Source organism: Streptomyces yunnanensis (genome assembly GCF_029011865.1).
Classification (GTDB): Bacteria; Actinomycetota; Actinomycetes; order Streptomycetales; family Streptomycetaceae; genus Streptomyces; species Streptomyces yunnanensis.
Genome location: NZ_CP095749.1, coordinates 7,121,852 through 7,147,066, shown reverse-complemented (window position 1 = coordinate 7,147,066; position 25,215 = coordinate 7,121,852). Strand labels below are relative to the sequence as shown.

The 25,215-nt window shown below is 73.3% G+C and carries 24 protein-coding genes; 9 read left to right on the top strand and 15 right to left on the bottom strand.

Annotated elements, in window-relative coordinates; genetic code table 11:
* Positions 1–7: 7 nt before the first annotated feature.
* Positions 8–1,330 (bottom strand): CynX/NimT family MFS transporter, encoded by a 1,323-nt coding sequence (locus MOV08_RS31165; protein ID WP_275309702.1) that lies wholly within the window; start codon positions 1,328–1,330, stop codon positions 8–10.
* A 154-nt stretch (positions 1,331–1,484) separates the two neighbouring features.
* Here MOV08_RS31165 and MOV08_RS31160 point away from each other — a divergent pair, with 154 nt between their 5' ends.
* Positions 1,485–2,186 (top strand): FadR/GntR family transcriptional regulator, encoded by a 702-nt coding sequence (locus MOV08_RS31160; RefSeq protein ID WP_039637630.1) that lies wholly within the window; start codon positions 1,485–1,487, stop codon positions 2,184–2,186.
* A 348-nt stretch (positions 2,187–2,534) separates the two neighbouring features.
* Here the strand turns inward: MOV08_RS31160 and fabI are convergent, their stop codons facing one another.
* The gene (gene fabI / locus MOV08_RS31155) at positions 2,535–3,305 is read right to left on the bottom strand and encodes an enoyl-ACP reductase FabI (RefSeq protein WP_039637629.1); all 771 of its coding nucleotides are present in this window, start codon (positions 3,303–3,305) and stop codon (positions 2,535–2,537) included.
* Positions 3,306–3,310: 5 nt separating this feature from the next.
* Positions 3,311–4,015: a 3-oxoacyl-[acyl-carrier-protein] reductase gene (gene fabG / locus MOV08_RS31150; RefSeq protein ID WP_039637628.1), complete on the bottom strand. Its 705-nt coding sequence runs from the start codon at positions 4,013–4,015 to the stop codon at positions 3,311–3,313.
* Positions 4,016–4,177: 162 nt separating this feature from the next.
* Here fabG and MOV08_RS31145 point away from each other — a divergent pair, with 162 nt between their 5' ends.
* The 5 genes from MOV08_RS31145 to MOV08_RS31125 all read left to right on the top strand — a co-directional run bounded on the left by MOV08_RS31145 (position 4,178) and on the right by MOV08_RS31125 (position 9,812).
* Complete coding sequence (locus tag MOV08_RS31145) at positions 4,178–5,755, top strand: TldD/PmbA family protein (protein ID WP_275309701.1); 1,578 nt, start codon at positions 4,178–4,180, stop codon at positions 5,753–5,755.
* Positions 5,752–7,179, top strand: a complete 1,428-nt coding sequence (locus MOV08_RS31140; RefSeq protein ID WP_275309700.1) for a metallopeptidase TldD-related protein — start codon at positions 5,752–5,754, stop codon at positions 7,177–7,179. Before MOV08_RS31145 ends, MOV08_RS31140 begins: the two co-directional genes overlap by 4 nt.
* A gap of 181 nt (positions 7,180–7,360) precedes the next feature.
* Positions 7,361–8,764: a tyrosine--tRNA ligase gene (gene tyrS / locus MOV08_RS31135; RefSeq protein WP_275309699.1), complete on the top strand. Its 1,404-nt coding sequence runs from the start codon at positions 7,361–7,363 to the stop codon at positions 8,762–8,764.
* A 195-nt stretch (positions 8,765–8,959) separates the two neighbouring features.
* The gene (locus MOV08_RS31130; RefSeq protein ID WP_039637624.1) at positions 8,960–9,322 is read left to right on the top strand and encodes a DUF3099 domain-containing protein; all 363 of its coding nucleotides are present in this window, start codon (positions 8,960–8,962) and stop codon (positions 9,320–9,322) included.
* Between the two features lie 250 nt (positions 9,323–9,572).
* The gene (locus tag MOV08_RS31125; RefSeq protein ID WP_039637623.1) at positions 9,573–9,812 is read left to right on the top strand and encodes a hypothetical protein; all 240 of its coding nucleotides are present in this window, start codon (positions 9,573–9,575) and stop codon (positions 9,810–9,812) included.
* On the opposite strand, the gene moaA is transcribed toward MOV08_RS31125, so the two are convergent.
* From moaA to MOV08_RS31110, 3 genes are all read right to left on the bottom strand, one after another.
* Complete coding sequence (gene moaA / locus MOV08_RS31120; RefSeq protein WP_039637622.1) at positions 9,795–10,784, bottom strand: GTP 3',8-cyclase MoaA; 990 nt, start codon at positions 10,782–10,784, stop codon at positions 9,795–9,797. The genes MOV08_RS31125 and moaA overlap by 18 nt on opposite strands.
* Before the next feature lie 179 nt (positions 10,785–10,963).
* A complete protein-coding gene (locus MOV08_RS31115) occupies positions 10,964–12,586 on the bottom strand; it encodes a solute symporter family protein (RefSeq protein WP_039637621.1) in 1,623 nt (540 codons plus the stop codon).
* On the bottom strand, positions 12,583–13,023 hold the full coding sequence (locus tag MOV08_RS31110) for a DUF485 domain-containing protein (protein WP_039637620.1): 441 nt from the start codon (positions 13,021–13,023) through the stop codon (positions 12,583–12,585). Before MOV08_RS31110 ends, MOV08_RS31115 begins: the two co-directional genes overlap by 4 nt.
* A 186-nt stretch (positions 13,024–13,209) precedes the next feature.
* Here MOV08_RS31110 and MOV08_RS31105 point away from each other — a divergent pair, with 186 nt between their 5' ends.
* Positions 13,210–13,419: a hypothetical protein gene (locus tag MOV08_RS31105; RefSeq protein WP_275309698.1), complete on the top strand. Its 210-nt coding sequence runs from the start codon at positions 13,210–13,212 to the stop codon at positions 13,417–13,419.
* Positions 13,420–13,616: 197 nt separating this feature from the next.
* Positions 13,617–15,116, top strand: coding sequence for a S8 family serine peptidase (locus MOV08_RS31100; RefSeq protein ID WP_275309697.1), 1,500 nt, complete (start codon positions 13,617–13,619; stop codon positions 15,114–15,116).
* Positions 15,117–15,186: 70 nt separating this feature from the next.
* Here MOV08_RS31100 and MOV08_RS31095 read toward each other — a convergent pair whose 3' ends face one another.
* The 9 genes from MOV08_RS31095 to MOV08_RS31055 all read right to left on the bottom strand — a co-directional run bounded on the left by MOV08_RS31095 (position 15,187) and on the right by MOV08_RS31055 (position 24,382).
* Positions 15,187–16,785: a TIGR03086 family metal-binding protein gene (locus MOV08_RS31095; protein WP_275309696.1), complete on the bottom strand. Its 1,599-nt coding sequence runs from the start codon at positions 16,783–16,785 to the stop codon at positions 15,187–15,189.
* A 33-nt stretch (positions 16,786–16,818) separates the two neighbouring features.
* Complete coding sequence (locus MOV08_RS31090) at positions 16,819–17,556, bottom strand: lysoplasmalogenase (protein WP_275309695.1); 738 nt, start codon at positions 17,554–17,556, stop codon at positions 16,819–16,821.
* Entirely contained in the window at positions 17,553–18,503 is a 951-nt protein-coding gene (locus tag MOV08_RS31085) for a sterol desaturase family protein (RefSeq protein WP_275309694.1), read from the bottom strand. The genes MOV08_RS31090 and MOV08_RS31085 overlap by 4 nt, the downstream gene beginning before the upstream one ends.
* 124 nt (positions 18,504–18,627) lie before the next feature.
* The gene (locus tag MOV08_RS31080; RefSeq protein ID WP_275309693.1) at positions 18,628–19,515 is read right to left on the bottom strand and encodes a hypothetical protein; all 888 of its coding nucleotides are present in this window, start codon (positions 19,513–19,515) and stop codon (positions 18,628–18,630) included.
* Positions 19,512–19,949: a hypothetical protein gene (locus MOV08_RS31075; protein ID WP_275309692.1), complete on the bottom strand. Its 438-nt coding sequence runs from the start codon at positions 19,947–19,949 to the stop codon at positions 19,512–19,514. Before MOV08_RS31075 ends, MOV08_RS31080 begins: the two co-directional genes overlap by 4 nt.
* A 128-nt stretch (positions 19,950–20,077) precedes the next feature.
* On the bottom strand, positions 20,078–21,340 hold the full coding sequence (locus tag MOV08_RS31070; RefSeq protein ID WP_275309691.1) for an amidohydrolase family protein: 1,263 nt from the start codon (positions 21,338–21,340) through the stop codon (positions 20,078–20,080).
* The gene (locus MOV08_RS31065) at positions 21,333–22,685 is read right to left on the bottom strand and encodes an amidohydrolase family protein (RefSeq protein ID WP_275309690.1); all 1,353 of its coding nucleotides are present in this window, start codon (positions 22,683–22,685) and stop codon (positions 21,333–21,335) included. The genes MOV08_RS31070 and MOV08_RS31065 overlap by 8 nt, the downstream gene beginning before the upstream one ends.
* 9 nt (positions 22,686–22,694) lie before the next feature.
* Positions 22,695–23,585: an SDR family NAD(P)-dependent oxidoreductase gene (locus MOV08_RS31060; protein WP_275309689.1), complete on the bottom strand. Its 891-nt coding sequence runs from the start codon at positions 23,583–23,585 to the stop codon at positions 22,695–22,697.
* On the bottom strand, positions 23,585–24,382 hold the full coding sequence (locus tag MOV08_RS31055; protein ID WP_275309688.1) for an acetoacetate decarboxylase family protein: 798 nt from the start codon (positions 24,380–24,382) through the stop codon (positions 23,585–23,587). Before MOV08_RS31055 ends, MOV08_RS31060 begins: the two co-directional genes overlap by 1 nt.
* A gap of 126 nt (positions 24,383–24,508) precedes the next feature.
* Here MOV08_RS31055 and MOV08_RS31050 point away from each other — a divergent pair, with 126 nt between their 5' ends.
* Positions 24,509–25,141: a TetR/AcrR family transcriptional regulator gene (locus tag MOV08_RS31050; protein ID WP_275309687.1), complete on the top strand. Its 633-nt coding sequence runs from the start codon at positions 24,509–24,511 to the stop codon at positions 25,139–25,141.
* The last annotated feature ends 74 nt before the right edge of the window (positions 25,142–25,215 follow it).

The following is a 25,215-nucleotide window of genomic DNA, read 5'->3' as shown; positions in this document are numbered from 1 at the left end:
GGCGCCGTCACCGCTCGTCCTCGATGCGGCGGTTCCGCCCCGCCAGTACGCCGACCGCGATCTGCGGCACCATCAGCCCCACCATCAGCGCGATCGGCAGCCCCCAGCCACCGCTGTGCTGGTAGAGCGTGCCGACCAGCAGCGGACCGGGGATGGAGATCAGATAGCCGACGCTCTGCGCGAAGGCGGAGAGCTTGACCACCCCGGCCGGGGTGGCGGAGCGCATCCCGATCATCGTCAGGGCAAGCGGGAAGGCGCAGTTGGAGATGCCCATCAACAGCGCCCAGCCCCAGGCGCCGGCGGCCGGCGCCAGCCACAGACCGGTGTAGCCGGCCAGCCCGCAGACGCCGAGCGCGACCACCAGGGGACCCTGGTGCCGCATCCGGGACGCGAGCCGGGGCAGCACGAAGGAGAGCGGCACGCCCATCGCCATGGTGACGGCCAGCAGCACCCCCGCGGTGCCCGCCGAGACCCCGGCGTCGCGGAAGATCTGCGGCATCCACCCCATGGTGATGTAGGCGGCGGTCGCCTGGAGGCCGAAGAAGACCGCGAGCGCCCAGGCGGTCGGCGACGAGGTGATCCGGATGGGCGGTTCCCCGGTGCCCGGCCTGCCGCTCCCCGGCGCCATCCCTGCCGGCCGCCGCCGCAGCAGCAGCACCAGCCAGGGCAGCACCGCGAGCGCGGCGAGCAGCGCCCACACGGCCAGGCCGGTGCGCCAACTGCCGCCCAGCGCCGCCGTCATGGGGACGGTGAGCGCCGCGGCGAGCGAGGTCCCCAGGGCCAGCGCCATCGAGTAGAGCCCGGTCATCGGCCCGACCCGGTCGGGGAACCAGGTCTTGATGACCACCGGCAGCAGCACGTTGCTGACCGCGATGCCGGCCAGCGCCAGCGCGCTGCCGGCCAGGAAGCCGGGCGTACCGCCGGCGAACGGGCGCACCACGACACCCACCGCGATCGCGGCCATGCCGGCGCAGACGACCGCGCCGGGTCCCCAGCGCCGGGCCAGCCGGGGCGCGGCGAAGCCGAAGACGGCGAAGCACAGGGCCGGGACGGACGTCAACAGGCCGGCGACGGTGCCGCTCATGCCGAGCCCGTCGCGGACCTCCTTCAGCAGCGCGCCGAGGCTGGTGATCGCCGGACGGAGGTTGAGCGCGGCGAGAACGAGACCCGCGATCACGATCCCGGTGAGCCAACCGGCGGCGGGCCCGGACTCCGGGACGCGCTCGGGGACGGCGTTGGGGTGCACCGCACCGGTGTCCCGGGCGGGCGGGGCGGCGGGGGTCAGGGGCTCGGCGGCCGGGCCGAGGGTCGCGAGGTCTTCGTCTGCCATAGGGGACATCATAGAATCATGGGATGAATAGTTGTCCAGGGGAAATCGATAGCCTCTGCACACCTCCACGGCGCCCCGGACCCCGCCGCCCCTCCCCTGTCCGCGCCGCCTCCGTCCGCCCGGACCCCCGGGCCCAGCACCCCGGAGCCCTGCCATGCCCCTGACCTCGCCCCGCCGGTCCGCGCTGGCCGACCAGGTGATCGCGCAGCTGCGCGCCCAGATCACGTCCGGCGAGTGGCCGGTGGGGTCCCGCATCCCGACCGAGCCGGAGCTCGTCGAGCAGCTCGGGGTGGCCCGCAACACCGTCCGCGAGGCCGTCCGGGCGCTGGCCCACAACGGCCTGCTCGACATCCGGCAGGGCTCGGGCACCTACGTCGTGGCCACCAGTGAGCTGGCCGGGGTGATGAACCGCCGGTTCGCCGACGCCGACCCCGGGCACGTCGCCGAGCTGCGCTCCGCCCTGGAGGCCGAGGCCGCCCGGCTCGCCGCGTACCGCCGCACGGAACAGGATCTGCGCCAGCTCGACGCCCTGCTGGAGCGGCGCGAGCGGGCCTGGGAGTCGGGCGCCGCCGAGGCGTTCGTGGAGGCCGACGCGACCTTGCACATGGCGGTGGTGGCGGCCTCCCACAACGACGTGCTGGCCGCGATCTACGCCGATCTGGGCGGCGTGCTGCGCGACTTCCTGCGGGCCGACGTCGGCGCCGTGCTGCGGCCCGAGGCGCACATGGACCACTCCCGTCTGGTGGAGGCGATCCGCGCCGGGGACGGGGAGCGGGCCGCCGCCGAGGCGAGCGCGCACCCCTACGGCTGCCGACCGGGCCCGGGGGCCCTAGGGGGAGTCGAACAGACTCCGTAGGGGGCGTCGGCGCCCCCTCGGGGCCACAACGGGGCGGGGGCCGGGGGCTATTCCCGGGCGGGGGTTCCCAGCGGGGCAACGGATGCACCGCCGGCGCACGCGCGGCGCAGGCGACCAGGCAGCGCACGCACACGCAGCGGAGGCGCCCCGCCGGCGCACGCACAGCGGTGGCGACGCGGCAGCGCACACGCGCACGGTGGGGACGCCCCGCCGGCGCACGCGCGCGGTGGGGGTCCCCACGCGCCGACGCGGAGCGGAGGCGGCCGGGCACCCGGTCGTCTCCGCTCCGGAATGCGACACCGCCCGCCCCGGTGGACCGGGACGGGCGGTGTCGGCGGGTGGTGGGCGTCAGGCGCCCATCATGTGCACGCCGCCGTCGACGTGCACGATCTCGCCCGTCGTGCGGGGGAAGAAGTCGGACAGCAGGCCGACGACACCGCGGCCGGCCGGCTCCGGGTCGGCCAGGTCCCAGCCGATCGGGGCGCGGTGGTTCCACACGTCCGCCAGCTCCTCGAAGCCGGGGATGGACTTGGCGGCCATCGACTTGATCGGGCCGGCCGAGACCAGGTTGCAGCGGATGCCCTTCGGGCCCAGGTCGCGCGCCAGGTAGCGGTTGGTGCTCTCCAGCGCCGCCTTGGCCACGCCCATCCAGTCGTACTTGGGCCAGGCGATCTGCGCGTCGAAGGTCAGGCCGACGATCGAGGCACCGTTGCTCATGAGCGGCAGGCAGGCCATCGTCAGCGACTTGTAGGAGTACGCCGAAACCTGCACGGCCGTCGAGACGTCGTCCCAGTCGGCCGCCAGGAAGTTGAAGGCGCCCTGCGGGCCGAAGGCGATGGAGTGCACGATGCCGTCGAGGCGGGCGTCCTCGCCCAGGTGCTCGCGGATCTTGCCGGCCAGCCCGTCCAGGTGCTCCTGGTTGGTCACGTCCAGCTCGATGACCGGGGCGGGCTTGGGCAGCCGCTTGGCGATCCGCTCGACCAGGGAGAGCCGGCCGAAGCCGGTGAGGATGACGTCGGCGCCCTCGTTCTGGGCGACCTTGGCCGCCTGGAACGCGATCGACGACTCGGTCAGCACACCGGTGACCAGGATGCGCTTGCCTGCGAGGATTCCACTCATGCTGATCAGTGCCCCATGCCCAATCCGCCGTCGACAGGAATGACGGCTCCGGTGATGTACGCGGCCTCCTCGGAGGCCAGGAAGCGGACCGAGGCGGCGACCTCCTCGGGCTGGGCGTAACGCGCCAGCGGCACCTGCTTCACGATGCTCTCCCGCTGCTCGTCGCTGAGCACCCGGGTCATGTCGGTGTCGACGAAGCCGGGGGCGACGACGTTGACGGTGATGTTGCGGCTGCCCAGCTCACGGGCGAGCGAGCGGGAGAAGCCGACCAGCGCGGCCTTGGAGGCGGCGTAGTTCGCCTGCCCCGCCGCGCCCATCAGGCCGACCACCGACGAGATCAGGACGATCCGGCCCTTACGGGCGCGCAGCATCGCCCGGTTGGCGCGCTTGACCACACGGAACGTGCCGGTCAGGTTGGTGTCGAGGACGGCGCTGAAGTCCTCCTCGGACATCCGCATCAGGAGCTGGTCGCGGGTGATGCCGGCGTTGGCCACCAGCACCTCGACCGGGCCGTGCTTCTCCTCGATCTCCTTGTACGCCTGCTCGACCTGCTCGGTGTCCGTGATGTCGCACTTCACGGCCAAAAATCCCGCCGGGGGCTCGCCCGAGCGGTAGGTGATGGCGACCTTGTCGCCTGCCTCGGCGAAGGCGCGGGCAATGGCGAGGCCAATGCCGCGGTTGCCTCCGGTGACCAGAACCGAGCGGCTCAAGAGATCACCCTTTCCGTGTCCTGTCCGTCTTGCGTTCGGTACGAAACTATCGGTCGGGGCGCCCTTCCGGGGAATCGAGGCCACACAGCGGCACGCCCCGGTTCACTGTCGGGTCCCCACAGAAGCACGGCATGATGCACCCGCCGACTACGGGAGGATGCCGTGCCAGCCGCACCCCATGACCTTGACCAGACCTTCCTCGCGCTGCCGCTGCGCGCACTGGCCGACGCCGCACTGGCGCGGGCCCGCGCACTGGGCGCGGAACACGCCGACTTCCGCCTGGAACGGGTGCGCAGCGCGATGTGGCGCCTGCGGGACGCCCGCACGTCGGCCACCTCCGACACCACCGACCTGGGCTACGCGGTGCGCGTGGTGCACAACGGCGCCTGGGGCTTCGCCGCCGGCGTCGACCTGACGATGGACGCCGCCGCGCGGGTGGCCGGCCAGGCGGTGGCGATGGCGAAGCTGTCCGCCAAGGTGGCCGAGGCGGCGGGCACCGGAACGGCGGCGCCGAGCACATCTGCCGAAGGGCGGCGGTGGGTGACGGGCGGGAAGGTGGAGCTGGCCGACGAGCCCGTCCACCCGGACCGCACCTGGGTCTCCTCGTACGAGATCGACCCCTTCGGCGTCCCGGATGCCGAGAAGACCGGGCTGTTGGCGGAGTGGAGCGCCCGGCTGCTGGCGGCACCGGGCGTGGCGCACGTCGACGCGCAGCTGCTGGCCGCGCAGGAGAACAAGTTCTACGCGGACACCGCCGGCACCAGCACCACCCAGCAGCGGATCCGGCTGCACCCGGAGTTGACCGCGGTCGCGGTGGACCCGGCCACCGGCGACTTCGAGTCGATGCGGACCCTCGCGCCGCCGGTCGGCCGCGGCTGGGAGTACCTGACCGGCGGCTACGACTGGGCGGGCGAGCTGGACCGGATGCCCGAGCACCTCGCCGAGAAGCTGCGTGCGCCGAGCGTCGAGCCCGGCAGCTACGACCTGGTGATCGACCCGTCCAACCTCTGGCTGACGATCCACGAGTCGATCGGCCACGCCACCGAGCTGGATCGGGCGCTGGGCTACGAGGCGGCGTACGCCGGTACCTCGTTCGCCACCTTCGACCAGCTCGGTTCGCTGGTCTACGGTTCGCCGATCATGCAGGTCACCGGCGACCGGACCGTCGAGCACGGGCTCGCCACGGTCGGCTACGACGACGAGGGCGTGGCCGCCCAGTCCTGGGACCTGATCAAGGACGGCATCCTCACCGGCTACCAACTCGACCGCAGAATGGCGAAGTTGACGGGCTTCCCGCGCTCCAACGGCTGCGCGTACGCGGACTCCCCCAGCCATGTGCCGGTCCAGCGGATGGCCAACGTCTCGCTCCGTCCGGCGCCGGACGGCCCGTCCACCGAGGAGCTGATCGCCGGGGTGGAGCGCGGGATCTACCTCGTCGGCGACCGCTCCTGGTCCATCGACATGCAGCGCTACAACTTTCAATTCACCCAGCAGCGGGCGTACCTCGTCCGGAACGGGCGGCTGGCCGGGCAGCTGCGGGACGTCGCCTACCAGGCCACCACCACCGACTTCTGGGGGTCGATGGTCGCGCTCGGCGGCCCGCAGACCTACGTCCTGGGCGGCGCCTTCAACTGCGGCAAGGCCCAGCCGGGCCAGATCGCGGCGGTCTCCCACGGCTGTCCCTCGGCGGTGTTCGAGGGCGTGAACGTGCTCAACACGACACAGGAGGCAGGACGATGAGTCCGCGCGGTTCGCGCAGCAACCGGCCGTACGAGATCGTCGAGCGGGCGCTGGAGCTGTCCCGCGCCGACGGCTGTGCGGTCATCGCCGAGGAGCGCTCCAGCGCCAATCTGCGCTGGGCGGGCAACGCCCTCACCACCAACGGCACCACCCGCGGCCGGACGGTCACGGTGGTGGCGACCGTGGACGGCGCCCAGGGCACCGCGTCGGGGGTGGTCTCGCGGTCGGCGGTGACCGCGCAGGACCTGGAGCCGCTGGTGCGGGCCGCGGAGGCGGCCGCCCGGGACGCCGGTCCGGCCGAGGACGCCCGGCCGCTGGTCACCGGCGGCCGGCCGGCGGCCGACTTCACCGACGCCCCGGCCGAGACCTCCTCGGAGGTCTTCGCCGCGTTCGCCCCGGCCCTCGGGGAGTCCTTCCGGCAGGCCGCCGGCGGCGGCCGTGAGCTGTACGGCTTCGCCCAGCACACGGTCGTCTCGTCGTACCTGGGCACCTCCACCGGGCTGCGGCTGCGGCACGACCAGCCGTCCGGGACGTTGGAGCTGAACGCCAAGTCACCGGACCGCACCCGGTCGGCCTGGGCCGGCCGGGCCACCCGGGACTTCGCCGACACCGACCCGCGGGAGCTGGACGCCGAGCTGGCCCGGCGGCTGGGCTGGGCCGCACGTCGGATCGAGCTGCCCGCCGGCCGCTACGACACGCTGCTGCCGCCCAGCACCGTCGCCGACCTGCTGATCTACCAGCAGTGGTCGGCCACCGCCCGGGACGCCGCCGAGGGCCGCACGGTCTTCTCCAAGGCCGGTGGCGAGGAGGGCGCCGGCCGGACCCGGATCGGCGATCGGCTCTCCGGGCTGCCGCTGACGCTGCGCAGCGATCCGGCGGCCCCCGGCCTGGAGTGCGCGCCGTTCGTCCTGGCGCACTCCTCCGGCGCGGACGCCTCGGTCTTCGACAACGGGCTGCCGCTGACCGCCACCGAATGGGTGCGCGAGGGGGTCCTGGACCGGCTGGTGGCCACCCGGCACGGTGCCGCGCTGACGGGGCTGCCGGTGGCCCCGGCCATCGACAACCTCCTGTTGGAGGGCGGCGGTTCGGGGACCCTCGACGAGATGGTGGCCGCGGCGGGCCACGACGGCCCGACGCTGCTGCTGACGTGCATGTGGTACATCCGCGAGGTCGATCCGGCGACGCTGCTGCTGACCGGGCTCACCCGGGACGGCGTCTACCTGGTCGAGAACGGCGAGGTCGTCGGTGAGGTCAACAACTTCCGGTTCAACGAGTCGCCGGTGGACCTGCTGGGCCGGGCGGTGGCGGCGGGCCGCACCGAGCGGACGCTGTCGCGGGAGTGGGGCGACTACTTCCCGCGGACCGCGATGCCGCCGCTGCGGGTGCCGGACTTCAACATGAGTTCGGTCAGCCGGGGCGTGTGAGGGTCCGCCGCCGCCCGGCCCCCGGGCGGCGGCGCGGCCGGGCCGGGGTCGGGGCGGTGCGCGGCGCCGCCCGCCCCGACCTGCGTCCGGGCGGGCGGATATCGCGGTGAGCGGCGCATCCCGGCCTAATAGACTGTCGCCCTGTCCTCCCCTCGGGGAACCACGATCGATCAGGGACGCCATGACACGCCTCGGCGAATCCGTCGCCCGCGCCAGCACGCTGCTCTCCGCCGACCTCTCCTCGGACGCCACCGTCCGGGAGCTGCTCCAGGAGACCGGTGAGCGGCGCTATCTCGACCTGACGGACCTGTCGTCCAAGGAGCAGGCCGAACTGATCGCGTCCCGGACGGTCGAGGTGCTGCCGGGCGTGGAGAAGCTGGCCGAGCGGATCGAGGAGCGCCGGGCGGCCGGCAAGGGTCTGCACGTCAAGCTGGGCATCGACCCGACGGCGACCGATGTGCACCTGGGGCACGCGGTGCCGCTGATCATCCTGAGCCGGTTCCAGCGCCTCGGCCACGACGTCACCCTCATCATCGGCGACTTCACCGCCAAGATCGGCGACCCGTCGGGCCGTACGGCCGAGCGCCCGCCGCTGACCGACGACGACATCGCGCACAACCTCGCCACCTACCGCGAGCAGGTGCGCCCGTTCTTCGACTTCGAGAAGGTCAGCTTCCGGCAGAACAGCGAGTGGCTGGCGCCGTACACCTTCCCGGAGCTGCTGGGGCTGCTCGCCCAGGTGCCGGCCTCGCAGCTGCTGCAGCGCGAGGACTTCCGCAACCGGCTGGCGGCCGGCTCGGGCCTGACCATGACCGAGCTGCTGTACCCGATCGCGCAGGGCCTGGACTCGGTGGCGCTGGAGTGCGACGTGGAGCTGGGCGGCTCCGACCAGCTGCTCAACCTCCAGATGGGCCGCAAGCTGATGGAGCTGCGCGGGCAGCGGCCGCAGCTGGTGGTGACCATGCCGCTGATCGAGGGCACGGACGGCACCGGCGCCAAGATGTCGAAGTCCAAGGGCAATTACGTCGGGCTGAGCTCGCCCGCCGACGATGTCTTCGGCAAGATCATGTCGGTGCCGGACCGGCTGATGGAGCCGTACCTCAAGGCATGGACGGAGTGGACGGACGAGGAGATCGCCCTGGCCCTGGGTCGGGTCGGTGACCGCTCGCTGCACCCGATGGACCTCAAGAAGGTCCTCGCGGGCGAGGTCGTGGCGGCGCTCTACGGGCTGGACGCGGCGATGGCGGCCCGGGCCGGTTTCGTGGCGCAGTTCTCCAAGAAGTCGTTCGGGGACGTGGAGTCCCTGCCGGTGGTGGACGCCGGCGAGCACGGCGCCCTGACGGTCGCGGCGGTGCTGACGACGGTGCTGGAGTTCACCCCGAGCGCCTCGGCGGCGCGGCGGTTGGCGAAGCAGAACGCGCTGCGGCTGGTGGTCGAGGGCGGGTCCGGTCAGTCGACGGTGGTGCTGGCCGAGGCCGACGCGGTGCGGCCGCTCTCCGAGGTCCTCGCGGAGAAGCTGTCCGACGCCGAGGGCGTGGCCTACCTGAAGGCCGGGCGCAAGCTCGCCCAGGTCGAGGGCCGCTAGGGCCTGGGAGCAGACGGGCGCGCGTCGGCCTTTCCGCAGGGGCGGGGAGGTCGACGCGCGCCTACGTCGTTCGGGGTACCGCCGCGTACGCCGACGGCACGACCCGGTCTCGTCGCGTGGAAAAGGGCGGCGTACCGTGGGATCTGACCGGAATGCGGGGAGAATCCGGCGGGACCGAGCAGGTGGTGGAACGTGATGCGGAAGCAGAGCGGCGGCGTCGAAACCTTCCGGATCACCGGGGCCCGTCAGGGGCTGACCGAGGACGTGCGGGGTCGCCAGCGGCGCTATGTGATCTCGATGGCGGTGCGGACCGTGGCCGTGGTGCTCACCGCCGTGCTCTGGAACGTCGAGCGGCCGATTGCCATTGCAACGCTCGTGATCGGCCTGGGGCTCCCGTACATCGCGGTGGTGATCGCCAACGCCGGTCGGGAGAACGTCCCTTCGCTGCCGTCGACGCTGGTCACGCCCACGCGTCCGGCGCTGACCGAGGGCCCCGCGGAATCCGTTGCGGAACGGCCCGCGGAGGGGCGTTCGCAGTCGCGGGACGAACGGGGCTGAGTGCCGCCGGGCGCGGCGGGCACAGCAAAGCTCAAGAAAAGCTCAGATCAATCATGCGGTTCGGCTGCGCCGCGCGCCATTCCCCATGACATACTGCGTACGCGCTCCGCATCCCCCGTCGGAGCGACGGACCGACGCCGGGCGGCTCCCCCCGTGGCTGCCCGGCGTCGTCATGTCCGCAGCGGGAGTTGGCGATGTCGCACGGAAGAGGGCGACGGGGCGCTCACGGGCCGGGACGTAGGGTTGAGGAGTGAACTCCCCGAACGATCCCGAGACTCTGACCGTCTGCTCCGCCAAGGGCTGCCACGCCGCCGCGGTGTGGGTGGTGGCCTGGAACAACCCCAAGTTGCACACTCCGGACCGGCGCAAGACCTGGCTGGCGTGCGACGAGCACCGGGAGCATCTGTCGCAGTTCCTCGCCGTGCGCGGGTTCCTCAAGGACGTGGTGACGTTGGAGGAGTGGGAGCGGCGGTCAGCCGCCGATGGCTGACATCGGGCGCTCCGGCTGGAGGAAGGCGGGGTCGTCGAGACCGGATCCCGCCTTTTTGCCCCACATGGCCAGCTTCCAGATGCGGGCTATCTCGGCGTCGGGGGCGCCGGAGCGCAGCGCGGCGCGCAGGTCCGTCTCCTCGGTGGCGAAGAGGCAGGTGCGGATCTGACCGTCGGCGGTGAGCCGGGTGCGGTCGCAGGCGCGGCAGAAGGGGCGGGTCACCGACCCGATCACGCCGACGCGGTGCGGACCGCCGTCGACGACCCAGCGCTCGGCGGGGGCGGAGCCGCGCTCGTCCTGGCCCTCGGGGGTGAGGGTGAAGCGGGTGCGCAGCGAGTCCAGGATGTCGCCGGCGGTGATCATTCCGTCGCGCTGCCAGCCGTGTTGCGCGTCGAGCGGCATCTGCTCGATGAACCGCAGCTCGTAGTCGTGGGCGACGGCCCAGGCCAGGAGGTCGGGGGCCTCGTCGTCGTTGAGGCCGGGCATCAGGACGGTGTTGACCTTGACCGGGGTGAGGCCGGCGGCGCGGGCGGCTTCGAGGCCGCGGAGGACGTCGGCGTGCCGCTTGCGGCGGGTCAGGGCGGTGAAGACGTCGGGCCGGAGGGTGTCGAGGGAGACGTTGACGCGGTCCAGGCCGGCGGCGCGCAGGGCGGCGGCGGTGCGCTCCAGGCCGATGCCGTTGGTGGTCAGCGACATCTGGGGGCGGGGGTCGAGGGCGGCGACCCGCTCGACGATGCCGACCAGGCCGGGGCGGAGCAGCGGCTCGCCGCCGGTGAAGCGGACCTCCTCGACGCCGAGGTCGCGGACGGCGACGGTGATCAGGCGGACTATCTCGTCGTCGGTCAGCAGGTCGGGCTTGGCGAGCCATTGCAGGCCCTCTTCGGGCATGCAGTAGGTGCACCGCAGATTGCACCGATCGGTCAGCGAGACCCGCAGGTCGGTGGCGACGCGGCCGTAGGTGTCGATGAGCACTGGGCCCCCTCCCCGAGAGTGTGGATCGGTCTGTCGATCAGTACGCCTTCGAGACTACGCGATGGGTCCGGCCGTGAGGAGGCGTGAGAAGCACGAGGTGGGCGGGGTGACCTCGTAGATCTCTACGAGGTCACCCCGCCCGTCGGCTGTAGGGACGGCTCAGTGCCCGTGGGGAGGGGTCAGTGGGCGCCGGTGCCGGTCAGGGAGCGGACTTCGAGTTCGGCGTACTTGGCGGCGTCCGGTTGTTCCTTGGAGAGCAGGGAGCCGAGCCAGCCGAGGAGGAAGCCCAGGGGGATGGAGATCAGGCCCGGGTTCTCCAGGGGGAACACCGCGAAGTGGGCGCCGGGGAACATCGAGGTCTCCTTGCCGGAGACGACGGGCGAGAAGAGGACGAGGAGGACGGAGGCGAACAGGCCGCCGTAGATGGACCAGAGGGCGCCCTGGGTGGTGAAGCGCTTCCAGAAGAGGCTGTAGAGGAGGGTCGGGAGGTTGGCGGAGGCGGCGACCGCGAAGGCGAGCGCCACCAGGCCGGCGACGTTCAGGCTGCGGGCGAAGACGCCGAGGACGATGGCGACCGCGCCGATGCCGACGGTCGCCCAGCGGGCCGCGCCGACCTCTTCCTTCTCGGTGGCCTGCCCCTTGCGGAGGACGTTGACGTAGATGTCGTGGGCGAAGGAGGAGGACGAGGCGAGGGTGAGGCCGGCGACCACGGCGAGGATGGTGGCGAAGGCGACGGCGGAGATGACGGCGAGCAGGACGGCGCCGCCGGTGGAGCCCGCGCCGCCGCCGATCTCCTGGGCCAGCAGCGGGGCCGCGGTGTTGCCGGCCTTGTTGTCGTGGGTGATGACGCCGGGCTTGAGGAGGGCCGCGGCGCCGAAGCCGAGGGCCAGGGTCATCAGGTAGAAGACGCCGATGATGCCGATCGCCCAGTTCACCGACTTCCGGGCGGCCTTGGCGGTGGGGACCGTGTAGAAGCGGATGAGGATGTGCGGCAGGCCCGCGGTGCCCAGGACGAGGGCGAGGCCCAGCGAGATGAAGTCGATCTTCGAGGTGGCGGTGGCGCCGTACTTGAGGCCGGGCTCCAGGAAGGCGGAGCCCTTGCCGCTGTTCTCGGCCGCGGCGCCGAGCAGCGCGGAGGGGTTGAAGTGGAACTTCCATGCCACCAGGAAGGTGATCAGCAAGGTGCCGGCGATCAGCAGGACGGCCTTGATCATCTGGACCCAGGTGGTGCCCTTCATGCCGCCGATGGTGACGTAGAGAATCATCACGATGCCGACGAGGACGACGACGAGGATCTTGCCGGTCTCGCTGGTGATGCCCAGGAGCAGGGTCACCAGGGCGCCGGCGCCGGCCATCTGCGCGAGCAGGTAGAAGATCGAGACGACGATGGTGGAGGTGCCGGCGGCGGTCCGGACGGGGCGTTGGCGCATCCGGTAGGCGAGCACGTCGCCCATGGTGAAGCGGCCGGAGTTGCGCAGCGGTTCGGCGACGAGGAGGAGCGCGACGAGCCAGGCGACGAGGAAGCCGATGGAGTAGAGGAAGCCGTCGTAGCCGAAGAGGGCGATGGCACCGGCGATGCCGAGGAAGGACGCGGCGGACATGTAGTCGCCGGAGATGGCCAGGCCGTTCTGGAATCCGCTGAACTGCCGTCCGCCGGCGTAGAAGTCGTCCGTGCCCTTGGTCTGCCGGCCGGCCCAGACGGTGAGGCCGAGGGTGGCGGCGACGAAGACGGCGAAGAGGGTGACGATCAGGGTGCGGTGCTCGCCGGCGGCACCCGCGGCGAGGTGCGGGGTGAGGTTCATGCGCCGGCCTCCTGTACGCCGGTCTGCTCGGGGCCGTCCCCCGGGGCGTCGGCCTGTGCCGCGCCGGCCTGCCGGGCGGCGGTCTGCGGGGCGGGGGTCGTTCCCTCCAGGCGGGCCTTGATGGCCTCGGCGCGGGGGTCGAGCCGGGCGGCGGCGTGCCGGGAGTACCACCAGGCGATCAGGAACGTGGTGACGAACTGGGCGATGCCGAGCAGGAGGGCGACGTTGAGGTGGCCCGCGACCCTGGTGGCCATGAAGTCGCCGGCGTAGCTCGACAGCAGCACATAGCCGAGGTACCAGAGGACGAAGGCGAGGGTGAGCGGGAAGGCGAACGAGCGGTGGGCGCGCCGGAGTTCGGCGAACTCCGGACTCGACTGCACCTGTGGGTAGTCGGGCGGGTCGTGCTGCCCCGGGTCGGCGTTGGGTGCGGTGATCACGGAGTCTCCTGACGCTCGATGAGCTGGTACGGGGCCGACGGTAAGGCCCGGATAAGTGACATGGATCACGCATCGTAGGGCGGCCGGGCGCGATGCGACAGACGATGGATGGTTGAATTCCCGAAGAAATCGGGGGAATGGGTGCACCGGCCGCCACCGCTCGGGCGACGCTTCGTTGAGCCGGTCATGACTCCGCCGCCCTCACCGGACCCGGCTCCGCACGCCCCCCGCCGGCGCCCGTACGGCAGCGTCCGACTGTCCGCGCCGGTCGCCGTCGCCCCGACGCGACCGCACCCCGGGGCGGGCGCCCGGCGCTGGTACGGCCCGCGGGTCCCGCTGCCGCCGCTGAGCATGGGCACCCTGCGGCGGCGCGACGGGGCGGGCCGCCGGGACTGAGGCCGGGTACCGCGCCCTGGCCGCGCGCCGACCGGCCGTCCGGCCGTCGCCTGACTGCCCGTCAATTTCCTGCTCCTGAGCGGTTTTCTCCGCGTTCCATTGTTGTGCGCCGGTGATCGCCGATAGCTTCACCTGTCGTGTAGCCGCCCGTGCGCGTCCCGCGCCCGGGCGGTCCGACGGATGAGGTGGAGTACCCCATGGCACGTCCCCTTGCACATCCCCGGAACAGACGCCTGCGGGCCCTGGCCGTACCGCTCGGGCTGGCGCTGACCGCAACGACCGGGTTCCTCGGCACCCTGCCGGACGCGGCCGGCGCCGCACCCCAGGACAGTGGCCCGCTGCTGTCGTACGTCGTGAACACCGCCCCCGGCCACGCCACGGTCGACAAGGTCGAGCAGGCGATAGTCCGGGCCGGCGGCAAGGTGATCACCGCCCACGAGCGGATAGGCGTGATCGTCGCCCACTCGGCCAACCCGCGGTTCGCCGCCACCCTCCGGACGGTGGCGGGCGTGCAGTCGGCGGGCGCGACCCGCACCGCGCCGCTCAAGCAGTCCGGCACGACCGACTTCGGCAAGCCGCAGCGGCTGACCGCGGCCCAACTCGCCGCGGCCGAGCGGACCGCCAAGGCCAAGGGCGAGGAGCCGCTGGAGCCGCTCCAGTGGGACATCCGCGCCATCAAGGCCGACCGGGCGGCCAAGGTGAACCCCGGCAGCCCCAAGGTGACCGTGGCGGTCATCGACACCGGCGTGGACGACACCCACCCGGACCTCAAACCGAACTTCTCGGCCCGGCAGTCCGCCAACTGCGTGGGCGGGGTGCCCGACACCTCCCCCGGGGCCTGGCGGCCCTACGACCCGGTCGGCGACGCCCACGGCACGCATGTGGCGGGCACCATCGCCGCGGCCCGCAACGGCATCGGGGTGACCGGCGTCGCGCCGGGCGTGAAGGTCTCCGCCATCAAGGTGAGCGAGCCCAAGACCAGCTTCTTCTATGCGGAGAGCGTGGTCTGCGCCTTCGTCTTCGCCGCCGACCACGGCGTCCAGGTCACCAACAACAGCTATTACGTCGACCCGTGGATGTTCAACTGCAAGGACGACGCCGACCAGGCGGCCATCATTGACGCGGTCGGCCGGGCGGCGAAGTACGCGCAGGACAAGGGCGTGGTGAACGTCGCCGCGGCGGGCAACGCCAACTCCGACCTCGGGGCCGACAAGCTCACCGACGCCAGCAGTCCCAACGACTCCACCCCGGTCAGCCGCGCCCTCAGCCCCAAGACCTGCTGGGACGTGCCGACCCAGCTGCCGGGGACGGTGACGGTCGCGGCGACCGGTTCGCACGGCCTGAAGTCCGGCTACTCCAACTACGGCCTCGGCCAGATCGACGTCGCGGCGCCGGGCGGCGACGCCAAGCAGGTGCCCGAACTGCCCGCCAAGAACGGCAACGTCCTCTCCACCATCCCCGGTGGTGACTGGGCCTTCTACGCCGGTACGTCCATGGCCTCGCCGCATGTCGCGGGCGTGGCGGCGCTCCTGAAGAGCACCCACCCGAAGGCGAGCCCGCAGGAGATCCAGTGGCTGCTCAAGGAGCAGGCCGACAACCCCGGCTGCCCGGCGGGTGACGCCACCTGCACCGGCACCCCGCAGGTCAACAGCCACTTCGGCTACGGGATCGTCAACGCGCTGAAGGCCGTGAAGTAGCCGCCGGCCCGGACCGCCGGTGCGGCGGCCCGGGCGGCACCGCGGGCCGGGCGGTCGACCGCCCGGCCCGTCACACCTCGCGGCCCAGAAAGGCGGCGAGCCGGTCCGCCGCGGCGGCGCCGGGCGGCGCGGGCCGCTCCGGGGCGAACGAGCCGCCCTCGGTGCGGGGCGCGGCCCCGTAGATCCGGCGCGCCGCCTCCAGGGTCTCCTCGGCGACCTCCGGTGCCAGTGCGGTCGGCGCACCGAGCGCCCGCGCCAAGTCCCCGCCGTGCGCGAGGAGTTCGACCACCACCTGCTGGACGAGGAGCGCGCCGGGCGCCTCGTAGGGGCCGAAGGTGCGCTCCGTCATCCCGCTGCTCCGGAAGGCGGCGAGCGCGGCCCGGGCGGACTCCTCGAAGGCGGCACGCGGGTCGTCGCCGAGGTGGTCGGCGGTGTGGTCGGTGCGCGGCGCCCCCTCGGCGATGGAGGTGACCATCAGGCTCTCCCACACCATGTGGTCGAGCAGTTCCCGGACGGTCCAGTCGGCGCACGGCGTGGGCCGCGCGAGGTCCGCCGGCCGCACCTGCGCGACCAGCGCGCCGACGGCGTGGACGACCCGCTGGTAGGCGTAGAGCACCCGCTCCGGGTCGGGGGCGCCGAACGCGGCGCGGTCCACCAGGACGGGGGTGCGGTGGGCGCGCAGCGCGGCGGCGGTCCAGGCGCCGGCGGTCTCCCAACGGGGCGGCGCGGGGCGGCCGGTGGCGGTGCACAGCAGTCGCCAGTAGCGCGCGACGAGGGGTTCGGCGACGGTCTCCAGCTGCTCCAGCAGACGGGTCCGGGTGACCGGGCCGTCCTCGGCGGGCGGGGCGTCCTCCGCGGGCGGGGCTTTCTGGGTGGGGAGCCAGGCGGCGACCAGCTCCGCGACGATCGGCTCGGCGGCCGGCGAGTCCGGCGCGATGCCGTCGGCGACGGCGGCCTCGGCGCGGGCGTGCATCAGGGCGGCGACCCGCTCGGCGGCCTCGATGTCGGCCGCCGTCTCGCCGGTGGGAGAGGAGTGGAGCGCTGGGGCAACGGTGCCGGGGGCCGTTCGGGCGCTGTAGACGGCCAGGCGGCGCAGGGCGGCGCGGAACTCCGGGTCGCGGACCAGCAACGCCAGTTCGTTCCAGGCGTGGAGCTGATCGGGGGTGGGGTCGTCGGGAAGGTCGGGGGTGGCGGCCAGCAGGCCGCTGCGGTAGGCGGGGGCGGGTACGCCGTCCAGCGCGTCGTCGATGACGTCGGCGACGATGCGGCGGCGTTCCTCGGCGGTCAGGCGGGCGAGTCGGGTCATCTGCGGCAGTTCCTCTGCTGCGGTGCCCCCCGCGGCCACCGCCCGGAGGACGGCGCGCTGCGCGCGCAGCGCGGCGATCTGCGCGTCCAGGGCGTCCGCGGAACGCGCCGCCGTGTCGGCGAGGGTGCGTTCGCGGTGCAGGACGGCGCGGATCGCCGCCGTCCCGACGCCCAGGTCGCGCAGGCTGCGCACGATCTCCAGGCGGGCCGGGGCGTCCGGTCCGTAGAGGCGGTAGCCCGCGGGGGTGCGGGCGGTGGGCGGCAGCAGGTCCTGGTCCGACCAGTTCCGTATGGTCTTGACGCAGACTCCGGTCAGACGCGACAGCGCGCCGATCGAGAGCAGTTCCGTGCCGTCCTCGTACATGCCCCCACCTTCGGGTCTCCCACGGGGGGAGACTCAAGGGGCACGGTACGCCGCCGTCGGGCGGGGCTCCGCCGACGCCGGTGCGTCCGGACCGGCCGCGGCCGCCAACACCCCGACGGCGAGGGCGTATTGGGCCGCCGTGTAGGTGAGCATGATCCAGAACTGTGGGGCGGGCAGCTGGGGCCACCGGGCGATGCCGCCGGCGATCAGGGAGTCGGAGAGCAGGAAGAGCAGCCCGCCGACGGCGACCAGGGGGCCGACCCGGAGCGCGCCGAACGCCATCGCGGTGAGCAGCAGGCTGTAGCCGGCCACGGGGATCCGCAGGGCGGCCGGCAGGTCGGGCCACAGCAGCAGCACGGTGGTGACCAGGGCCGCCGCGTACAGCGCGGCGGCCAGCGCGGTGCGCGACCGTCCGGGGCCGCCGTGCCGGGCGAAGAGCAGCAGGTAGCAGAGGTGTCCGGCGGCGAACGACCCCATGCCGACGCGGAACGCCCCCTCGCCGCCGATCTGGAGGAAGGTGTCGCCGCCGCAGCCGAACAGCAGCGCCCCGGCCAGCAGCGGCGGCCCGCCGCGGAGCAGGACGTGCCCGGCCAGCAGCGGCATCAGGGCCGGCTTGGTGACGTGGACGGCGGTGTCCGCCAGGGTCGCGGGGCCGCCGCCGGGCGCGGCGGCGGCGTGCGCCACGAGGGCGGCGAGGTGGCCGACGGCCAGGACGGCGAAGGCGACGAGCAGGGCCCGTGCGGCGCGCGGGCGGGGCGCGAGCGGGCTCACGCCGCGGTCTCCCCCACGGCCGGCCCGGCGGCGGTCCGGTCCGCGGCCGGGCGGCTGCCGGTGGGCGCGCCGGCCCGCTCCGCCGCAGCGGCGGCCGCGGCCTCGGCGGCCCGGAGCCGGGCCGGCTGCCAGCCGGGCCCGCGGAACACCCGCCCGGCGCGCTCGCCCCAGCTCTCCGCGGCCCGGATGTCGCGGGCGATGGCGGCGTACTCGTGGGTGGCGACCCGCAGCGGGTTGTGGGTCTTGATGTTCTTGGTGAGGCCGTAGACGGGCCGGTCGGTCTCGGGGACGAACGAGCCGAACATCCGGTCCCAGACGATCAGGATGCCGCCGAAGTTGCGGTCCAGGTAGCCGCCTTGGGAGGCATGGTGGACGCGGTGGTGCGAGGGCGTGTTGAACACGAACTCGACGGGGCGGGGCAGTGTGCCGATCCGCTCGGTGTGCACCCAGAACTGGTAGACGAGGTTGGCGCCGGAGGTGAAGGCGATCGCCGCCGGGTGCACGCCCAGCGCGACCATCGGCACGTAGAACGGCCAGACCGTCCAGGTCGTCCAGGGCTGCCGCAGCGCGGTGGTGAAGTTGAACTTCTCGCTGGAGTGGTGGACCACGTGGCAGGCCCACAGGACGCGGACGACGTGGTGGCCGCGGTGCGACCAGTAGTAGAAGAAGTCCTGGGCGAGCAGCATCAGGAGCACCGTCCACCACAGGACGGGGATGCGCAGCGGGGTCAGCTCGTAGACCGCGGCGTAGATCGCCACGATCGGTATCTTCCACAGCGCGTCGAAGACCAGGCTGCCCAGCCCCATGGTGATGCTGGTCGTCGCGTCCTTGGTCTCGTAGCCCTGCGCGTCCTCGTCGGGGTGCAGGCGGTAGCTCACCATCTCGACGACGGTGAGCAGGACGAAGGCGGGTACGGACCACAACACGACATCGGGCAGGTGCGGCATGCCCCGCACCATAAGTGCGCCGACGGGCGTACCGCTAGAGGTTGTTACTCAGAAGTATGTAAGACGCGGTGTCAGCATTCGGGCAGATGCCTACCGGCGGTAGCCCCGTGGGGTCGTGCGGCCTTCAGGACTGCGGCCCTTTCACGGCGCCGTCGGCCTGGATCTGGGCGGTGGGTGAGAGCTGGCGGTCTCCGCGCGTCCGGAGGGTGGCATCGGCTTCGGGCTCGGCGACCGCCCACGCGGCCGCCTGGACCGCGTAGCCCTCCACGGCGTCGGCCGAACACGACAGGGGGCTGTACCAGATCGTGTCCGGGTTGATCACGATGCGTTGCCGCAGCGCACTTCCCGTCTCGCATTCCCTGAGCGTCCCCTTCCGGAGCCAGGCGACGTCCACGGACACCACGGCCTGTACCGAGCGCGTATTGCGGACCCTGACCCCGAACTGTGCGGTGCCCCTGTGGTTCACGGCCTGCACACACGGGCTGATGTCCAGACCGCTGGATCCCGAGCCACGCCAGTCCCCGCAGTAGACATCCGTGTGCGGATACGTGCTGATGGGTGACGCCTGAAGTTGCGGGGAGCCGGACGTCGACGGCGGGGCGGGCCGTTTCCGCTCCGCGGAGGCGGACTGCCCGGACGGCTCGGCCGTCGAGGGCCGTTCCGTCGGCGTCGCCGTGCCGGACGGGCCCGCCGGCCGGCTCGACTGCGGCGTGGCCGAGCCGCCCCGCGCCGTTGCCATGGGGTCCGACCGCGCGGTGTCCGCCACGCCGGCCGGCCCGCCGAACCACTTCTGGCCCCCCAGGGCGAACGCCACCGCGGCCAGCAGCACCCCGCCCGCGACCAGCGGCACCGGCCGGAACAGTCGGGGGCGGGGCGGTCGCGGCGGCTCCGCGGGGAGGGTGACGAAGGTGTACTGCCGGTTGTCGGAGCGGTCGTTGACGTCCCCGCTGCCGGTGATGTTCTGCCGGCCGTCGCCCTGGGCCCGGTTGTGCTGGGCCCCCGGGGTCGTCATCCGGCATTCCCGGGGCCGGTGTGGACGTTGATGGTGCCGCTCTGGAGGATGTTCTGGGTGCCGCCCGCCTCGGCGGTGTTGTGCTGTACGAAGGTCTGCCGGGCCGCCGGGCCGCCGTCGGCGGGTACCAGGGCCACCAGTTCACGCAGCCGTTCCGCGGCGTCCGGCCGTTCGGCCAGCAGCGCGTGCAGTTCGCCCGCCCACTGCTCGGCCTGCCACCGGCGGACGAGCGCGCGTTCCGCGTCGTCGGCGCGGGCGAGGGCGGCCGCCGCGTTCTCCAGCCGGCGGTCCGCCTCCTGCGTACGGCCCTGGTCCCCGCGCCCGAGCAGTTCGGCGAAGCCCGTCCGCACCGAGTGCCACGCGTCCGTCGCCATCGCTCCGATCAGCGCCGTGCCGCCGGCCGCGGCAAGCTGGCCAAGGACTTCTGGGATCACCGAACGCCCCCTGGATTCAGTCGAGTTGGGTCATCTTCCCGGCAACAGGCGTTGCGGGAAGAGAAAATTACCCCCCTTCGACTTGTCGCGCCACATCACTGTGGGTGATCGCGGGCAGCGGCGGCCCGTCACCACACCCGCGCCGCGCCGCCCCGCGCGAACGCCGGGCTCGTCGCGTCCGGCGGGACCGTTTCCAGCGGTTCGGCGATCTCGGTGACCGTGGGGCCCACACGGGCCGCGACGGTGTCGAGGGCGGTGAGGTCGAAGCCGTAGACGCGGGCGGCGTTGCCGCCGGTCATGGCGGCGATCTCGGCCGGCGGGAGGCCGGCATAGGCGGCGCGCAGGGCGTGCCGGGAGTACGGGTGGGTGCCCTCGTCGTGGGGGTAGTCGCTGCCCCACATGATCTTGTCGAGGCCGATCCGGTCGCGCAGCGGGACCTCGTGCGGGCGCATGAAGCTGGCGCCGACGTAGCAGTTGGCGTGCCAGATCTCGGTGGGGGTGCGGTCCAGGGAGGCGGCCAGCCCGGCGCCGAAGCGGGATTCCGCTGTGGTGGCGCGGGAGGCGGAGGCGACCAGGCGGCCGTGGTAGTAGTCCAGCATGTCGAGGACGCCGGGGATCCAGCCGGAGCCCTGCTCGGTCAGCACCAGGGTCAGCCCCGGGTGGCGGGTGAAGACGCCGCCGAAGACGAGGTGCCACAGCGCCCGGTGGGAGAACCAGGTGGTCTCCACCATGAACACCGCGCGGGCGGCCGGTTCGTCGCCGAGCGGCGGGGAGGCCGAACCGCCGTGGTGGTTGACGGGCACGCCGAGTTCGGCGCAGACCGCCCACAGCGGGTCGTAGTACGGCGAGTGGAGTTCGGGCAGCCCGGAGCCGGGCGGGGTGCCGGGGAGCATGATGCCGCCGGTGAGGCCGGCCTCCTTGGTGCGGCGGACCTCGCGGACCGCCTCGTCGACGTCGTTGAGGAGGATCTGGGCGACGCCCGCGCGGCGGCCGGGGGCCTGGGCGCAGAAGTCCGCCAGCCACCGGTTGTGGGCGCGCAGGCCGGCCCAGCGCAGCGCGAAGTCGGCGGGGGTGGGCGGCGGCGCCATCAGGGACGCGCTGGGGAAGAACGGCGGGATGGTGTTGGGGAAGACGACCTCGGCGACGATGCCGTCGGCCTCCTGCTCGGCCAGTCGCCGGTCGGAGTTCCAGTTGCGGTCGGCGGTGTCGGCGAGCAGGTCCTCGTGCGGGTTGACGTAGCCGGCGGCCCAGGCGTCGAACGCCTCGTGGTGGCCGGAGGGGAGGTAGGAGCGGTAGTCGAGGAGGTCGGCACCGGCGTGGCAGTCGGCGGAGACGACGGTGTAGCGGGGCGCGTCGGTGGGCGCGCCGGGCACGGCGGTGTGCTCAGGCATGGGTCACCCCCACGTACGGGAAGTCCTGTCCGGTGAGCCAGTGGCGGCCGGTCTCGCGGGCGCGCCGCCAGGACGCCGCGACCGGTTCCTGGTCGGCAGGCTGGCCCAGTTCCGCCGGGGTGGGGCCGATGCGGCGGGCGTGCGGGGCGAGTCTGGCCGGGTCGAAGCCGAAGACCTCGGCGGCGGACGTGCCGAGGATGCGGCGGGTCTCGTCGATCGGGATGTCGTGGAAGGTGTTCGCCAGCCACTCCCGGGTGCGCGGCCAGGTGCCCTCCGGGTGCGGGAAGTCGCTGCCCCAGAGGATGTTGCCGACGCCGATCTCGTAGCGCTGGGCCAGTTCGCGGCGCTTGGTGTTGGTGGCGCAGACGAAGACGTTGCGGTCGAGGTACTCGTGCGGCGGGCGCTTCAGTCCGGCGAACGGGGAGAGCTTCTTGCCGCCGTGCGCGCCCAGGTAGAGCCGGTCCATGAACCACAGCAGGTTCGGCAGCCACCAGCAGCCGGACTCGGCGATGCCGAAGCGCAGTCCGGGGTGGCGTTCGAAGACCCCGGACCAGAGCAGGAACCACAGCGGACGGGCCGGCCACCAGGTCACCTCGCTGACGAAGATGCCGAGGTGGTCGCCGTACTCCTCGCGCGGGGCGGCGCCGGAGTGGGTGACCACCGGCATCCCGGCCTCGGCCGCGGCGGCCCACACCGGGTCGTAGCGCCGGTCGTGGTAGGGGGCGCCGGCGCCCCACATGGCGGGGACCATCAGGGCGCCCAGCCCGTCGTCGCGGGCCCGGCGCAGCTCGGCGACGACGGTGTCGACCTCGCCGGTGAGGGGCAACAGCGCGACGCCGCAGTGCCGTTCGGGGTCGGTGGCGCAGAACTCCGCGAGCCAGCGGTTGTGGGCCCGGGCGCCGGCCATGCCCAGTTCCGGGTCCTGGTCGCCGGACAGGCCGAGGCCGACGCCGAAGGGCGCGGCGGTCGAGCTGTCCACGGCGTCCGCGTCGGGGAAGACGACCTCGGCGGCCACCCCGTCGCCGTCGAGCTCCTTGGCCCGCTGCGCCGGGTCCCAGCCGCCGCGCAGCCCTTCCTCGTGGTCCTCGAACCACCGGGTGGCGAAGGTCTCGTTGCGGACGCCGAGCCGGGTCATGGCCGCGCGCCGGGCGTCCCGGCCGGCCAGGAAGTCGTCGAAGGCCCGGTGGAAGCGACGCTCCAGATAGGGGCGGTACTCCTCGGTGGGCAGTCCGGCGTGGCAGTCCGAGGAGATGATCAGGTAGGGGTCCTGGGACCCGGGGTCCGCAGGGCTGCCGCCCGGTGGGGCGGGGCGCGGTGCGGCGGGGTCCTGGTACGGGTCGCTCATGGCGGTCCCTCACTCGTCGTCGAGGATGAAGTGCTCCAGGTACGTGGGGGCGGTGCGGTCCAGCTGGGACCGCGCCCGCGCCCGGATCTGTGCGTCGGTGTGCGCGCTGGGCGGCAGCAGCCAGAAGCGGCCGGCCCGGATGCCGGCCACGACCTGCTCGGCGACGTCCTCGACGGGCGTGAACGCCACCTCCTGCCCGGCCTCCTTCATGGCCGCCTCCCACGCCACGAGGGTGCGGTAGGGCGCCCTGCGCGGGCGGGACTTGGCGTGCCGCGCGGGCCGGTTGCGGTGCGACTCCCACAGGCCGGTGCGCAGCATGTGCGGCCCGGGGAAGAGCACCGACGCCCCGACGGGGGCGCCCTCGGCCGCCAGGTGCGCGTACAGGGACTCGGTCAGGGTCACCACGGCGGCCTTGGTGACGGCGTAGACGGAGGCGGTGGGCAGCGGCGCGATCCCGCCGTCCGTGGAGGAGGTGTTGACGACGTGCCCGGGCTCCCCGGAGGCCAGCATCCGCGGCAGGAAGCACTGGACGCCGTGGAAGACGCCCCAGACGTTGACCTCGAACGCCCACCGCCAGTCGCTGGGGTCGTGCTCCCACATCCGCCCCTCGGCGCCGGAGCCCACCCCGGCGTTGTTGCAGAGCACGTGGACGGCGCCGAAGGTCTCGTACGCGGCGCCGGCCAGCGCCTCGACCTCCTCGCGGACGCCGACGTCCACGGTGCGCGCCATCAACTCCACGCCGTCCGCTGCGAGTTCGTCGGCGGCGGCGCGCAGCGGCCCCTCCTCGACGTCGGCGAGGACGACCTTCAGGCCCTCGGCGGCGAAGCGGCGGGCCATCGCCCGGCCGATGCCTCCCGCCGCGCCGGTGACCACCGCGACCTGCCCGGCCCGCAGCTCCATCAGACGCTCCCTTCCGGCGGGGCGTCCAGGACCTGCCGCGGGTCGTCGTAGCGCTGGTGGACGTAGGGCAGCAGGGCCTCGGCGGGGACCCGCCGGACGACCTTGCCGCTCTGGTCGGAGGTCTTCTCTCCCAGGGTGATCCCGACCAGGGCCTGCACCGGGAGGTCGGCGACGGGGTCGTACATCGACTCGCGCAGCACCACGTCGCCGGTGATCCGCTCCAGCGTGCGGACCTTCTCGGTGCGCCGGCAGTGCACCAGGACCGGGTCGCCGTCGAAGCCCGAACCGTCCACGGCGGGCAGGAACTTGAAGTAGAAGTCGGTCCGGGTCTCCGGTGCCGGCGGCGGCAGCTGGCCGCCGACCGCGCCGCGCACCTCCACGAAGGCGATGCCGTGCCGGGCGAGGGCGGCGCGGACGGTCAGGCCGTCGCGCTCCACGGTGACCTCGCCGAGCTTCTTGGGCTCGCCGAAGACCTCCCGGCCGCCGGTCAGCGCCCGCTCGTGGGTCATCGGCATGACCAGCGGATACCAGCCCTCGGTGCCGTCGTGGGCGGCCGCGACCGCGACCGAGCCGGCGCCCAGCGGATAGCCGGGGAGGTTGACGGTGCTGATGGTGGCCCGGACCAGCGGGCGTCCGGTGGGGGTGAGCGGAGGCGGGAGGACGGCCGCGACCGCGTCCGGGTCGGTCTCCCACAGGGCCACCACACCGGTGGACCAGATGTCGGGGAGCCGGGCGCCGGCGGCGCGGGTCGCGGCGATCTCCGCCTCGGTGCGGGCTCCGTAGCGAATGCGCGCCATGGCGTACCACCCTTCGTCGTCCGTGACGCGCGGGGGTTGTGCGAGGCGTCTGTAACACAGTTACACCGCCTCCGATGAAGGGTAAAGAGCCGTGCAGCGAACGGAGTTGGGCGATAGTGGGGTGCTATGACACGCAGTGCGCTGACCGGTGAAGAGGTCCTGGCGACGGCCGCCCGGCTGGTCCGGGCGCACGGCCCGGAGACCCTGACCATGCGCCGGCTCGCCACCGAACTCGGCACCGCCGTCACCTCCATCTACTGGCACGTCGGCAACCGCGAGTCCCTGCTGGACGCGCTGGTGGCCCGCACCCTCCAGGAGATGGGCGAGATCCGGCCGAGCGGCGGCACGCCCCGGGCGCGCGTCGTCTCGGTGGCCCGCGCGCTGCGCACGGCGCTCGGCGAGCGCCCGCACCTGATCGCGATGGTGCACGAACGCGGGCTGACCGAGCGGATGTTCCTCCCCGCGCAGCAGGCGCTGGTCCACGAGGTGCACGCGGCCGGGCTGCGCGGGGAGCGCGCCGCCGAGGCGGTGCGCGCCGTGCAGTTCCTGGTCGTCGGCTCGGTCCTGGTGGACCGCAACCGCGCCCGGTCGCCGGCCCAGCACCCCAGCGAGCGCGAGCTGTGGGACTCCCCCGCCGCCGGGCGGGACCCGGCACTGGCCCGCGCCCTGGCCGCACCGGCCGACGCCGAACGGCTCTTCCTGGTCTCCCTGGAGGCGCTGGTCTCGTCACTGCTGGGGCCGGACCGAAGGCCGGCGTGAGGGGCCTCGGCACGGACTCCGGGCGGCTCCCTCCGGCCGAGCCACGGCCGTACCGCGGCCGTACTGCGGCCGCA

Bases quoted from the DNA above. Each gene is read 5' to 3' on its own strand.
- MOV08_RS31070 (WP_275309691.1), bottom strand. From the start codon at position 21,340: ATGCCTGAGCACACCGCCGTGCCCGGCGCGCCCACCGACGCGCCCCGC.
- MOV08_RS31100 (WP_275309697.1), top strand. From the start codon at position 13,617: ATGGCACGTCCCCTTGCACATCCCCGGAACAGACGCCTGCGGGCCCTG.
- MOV08_RS31140 (WP_275309700.1), top strand. From the start codon at position 5,752: ATGAGTCCGCGCGGTTCGCGCAGCAACCGGCCGTACGAGATCGTCGAG.
- MOV08_RS31105 (WP_275309698.1), top strand. From the start codon at position 13,210: ATGACTCCGCCGCCCTCACCGGACCCGGCTCCGCACGCCCCCCGCCGG.
- MOV08_RS31055 (WP_275309688.1), bottom strand. From the start codon at position 24,382: ATGGCGCGCATTCGCTACGGAGCCCGCACCGAGGCGGAGATCGCCGCG.
- MOV08_RS31080 (WP_275309693.1), bottom strand. From the start codon at position 19,515: ATGACGACCCCGGGGGCCCAGCACAACCGGGCCCAGGGCGACGGCCGG.
- tyrS (WP_275309699.1), top strand. From the start codon at position 7,361: ATGACACGCCTCGGCGAATCCGTCGCCCGCGCCAGCACGCTGCTCTCC.
- MOV08_RS31130 (WP_039637624.1), top strand. From the start codon at position 8,960: ATGCGGAAGCAGAGCGGCGGCGTCGAAACCTTCCGGATCACCGGGGCC.
- MOV08_RS31095 (WP_275309696.1), bottom strand. From the start codon at position 16,785: ATGTACGAGGACGGCACGGAACTGCTCTCGATCGGCGCGCTGTCGCGT.
- MOV08_RS31115 (WP_039637621.1), bottom strand. From the start codon at position 12,586: ATGAACCTCACCCCGCACCTCGCCGCGGGTGCCGCCGGCGAGCACCGC.
- MOV08_RS31050 (WP_275309687.1), top strand. From the start codon at position 24,509: ATGACACGCAGTGCGCTGACCGGTGAAGAGGTCCTGGCGACGGCCGCC.
- MOV08_RS31060 (WP_275309689.1), bottom strand. From the start codon at position 23,585: ATGGAGCTGCGGGCCGGGCAGGTCGCGGTGGTCACCGGCGCGGCGGGA.
- MOV08_RS31165 (WP_275309702.1), bottom strand. From the start codon at position 1,330: ATGGCAGACGAAGACCTCGCGACCCTCGGCCCGGCCGCCGAGCCCCTG.
- MOV08_RS31085 (WP_275309694.1), bottom strand. From the start codon at position 18,503: ATGCCGCACCTGCCCGATGTCGTGTTGTGGTCCGTACCCGCCTTCGTC.
- MOV08_RS31160 (WP_039637630.1), top strand. From the start codon at position 1,485: ATGCCCCTGACCTCGCCCCGCCGGTCCGCGCTGGCCGACCAGGTGATC.
- fabI (WP_039637629.1), bottom strand. From the start codon at position 3,305: ATGAGTGGAATCCTCGCAGGCAAGCGCATCCTGGTCACCGGTGTGCTG.
- MOV08_RS31065 (WP_275309690.1), bottom strand. From the start codon at position 22,685: ATGAGCGACCCGTACCAGGACCCCGCCGCACCGCGCCCCGCCCCACCG.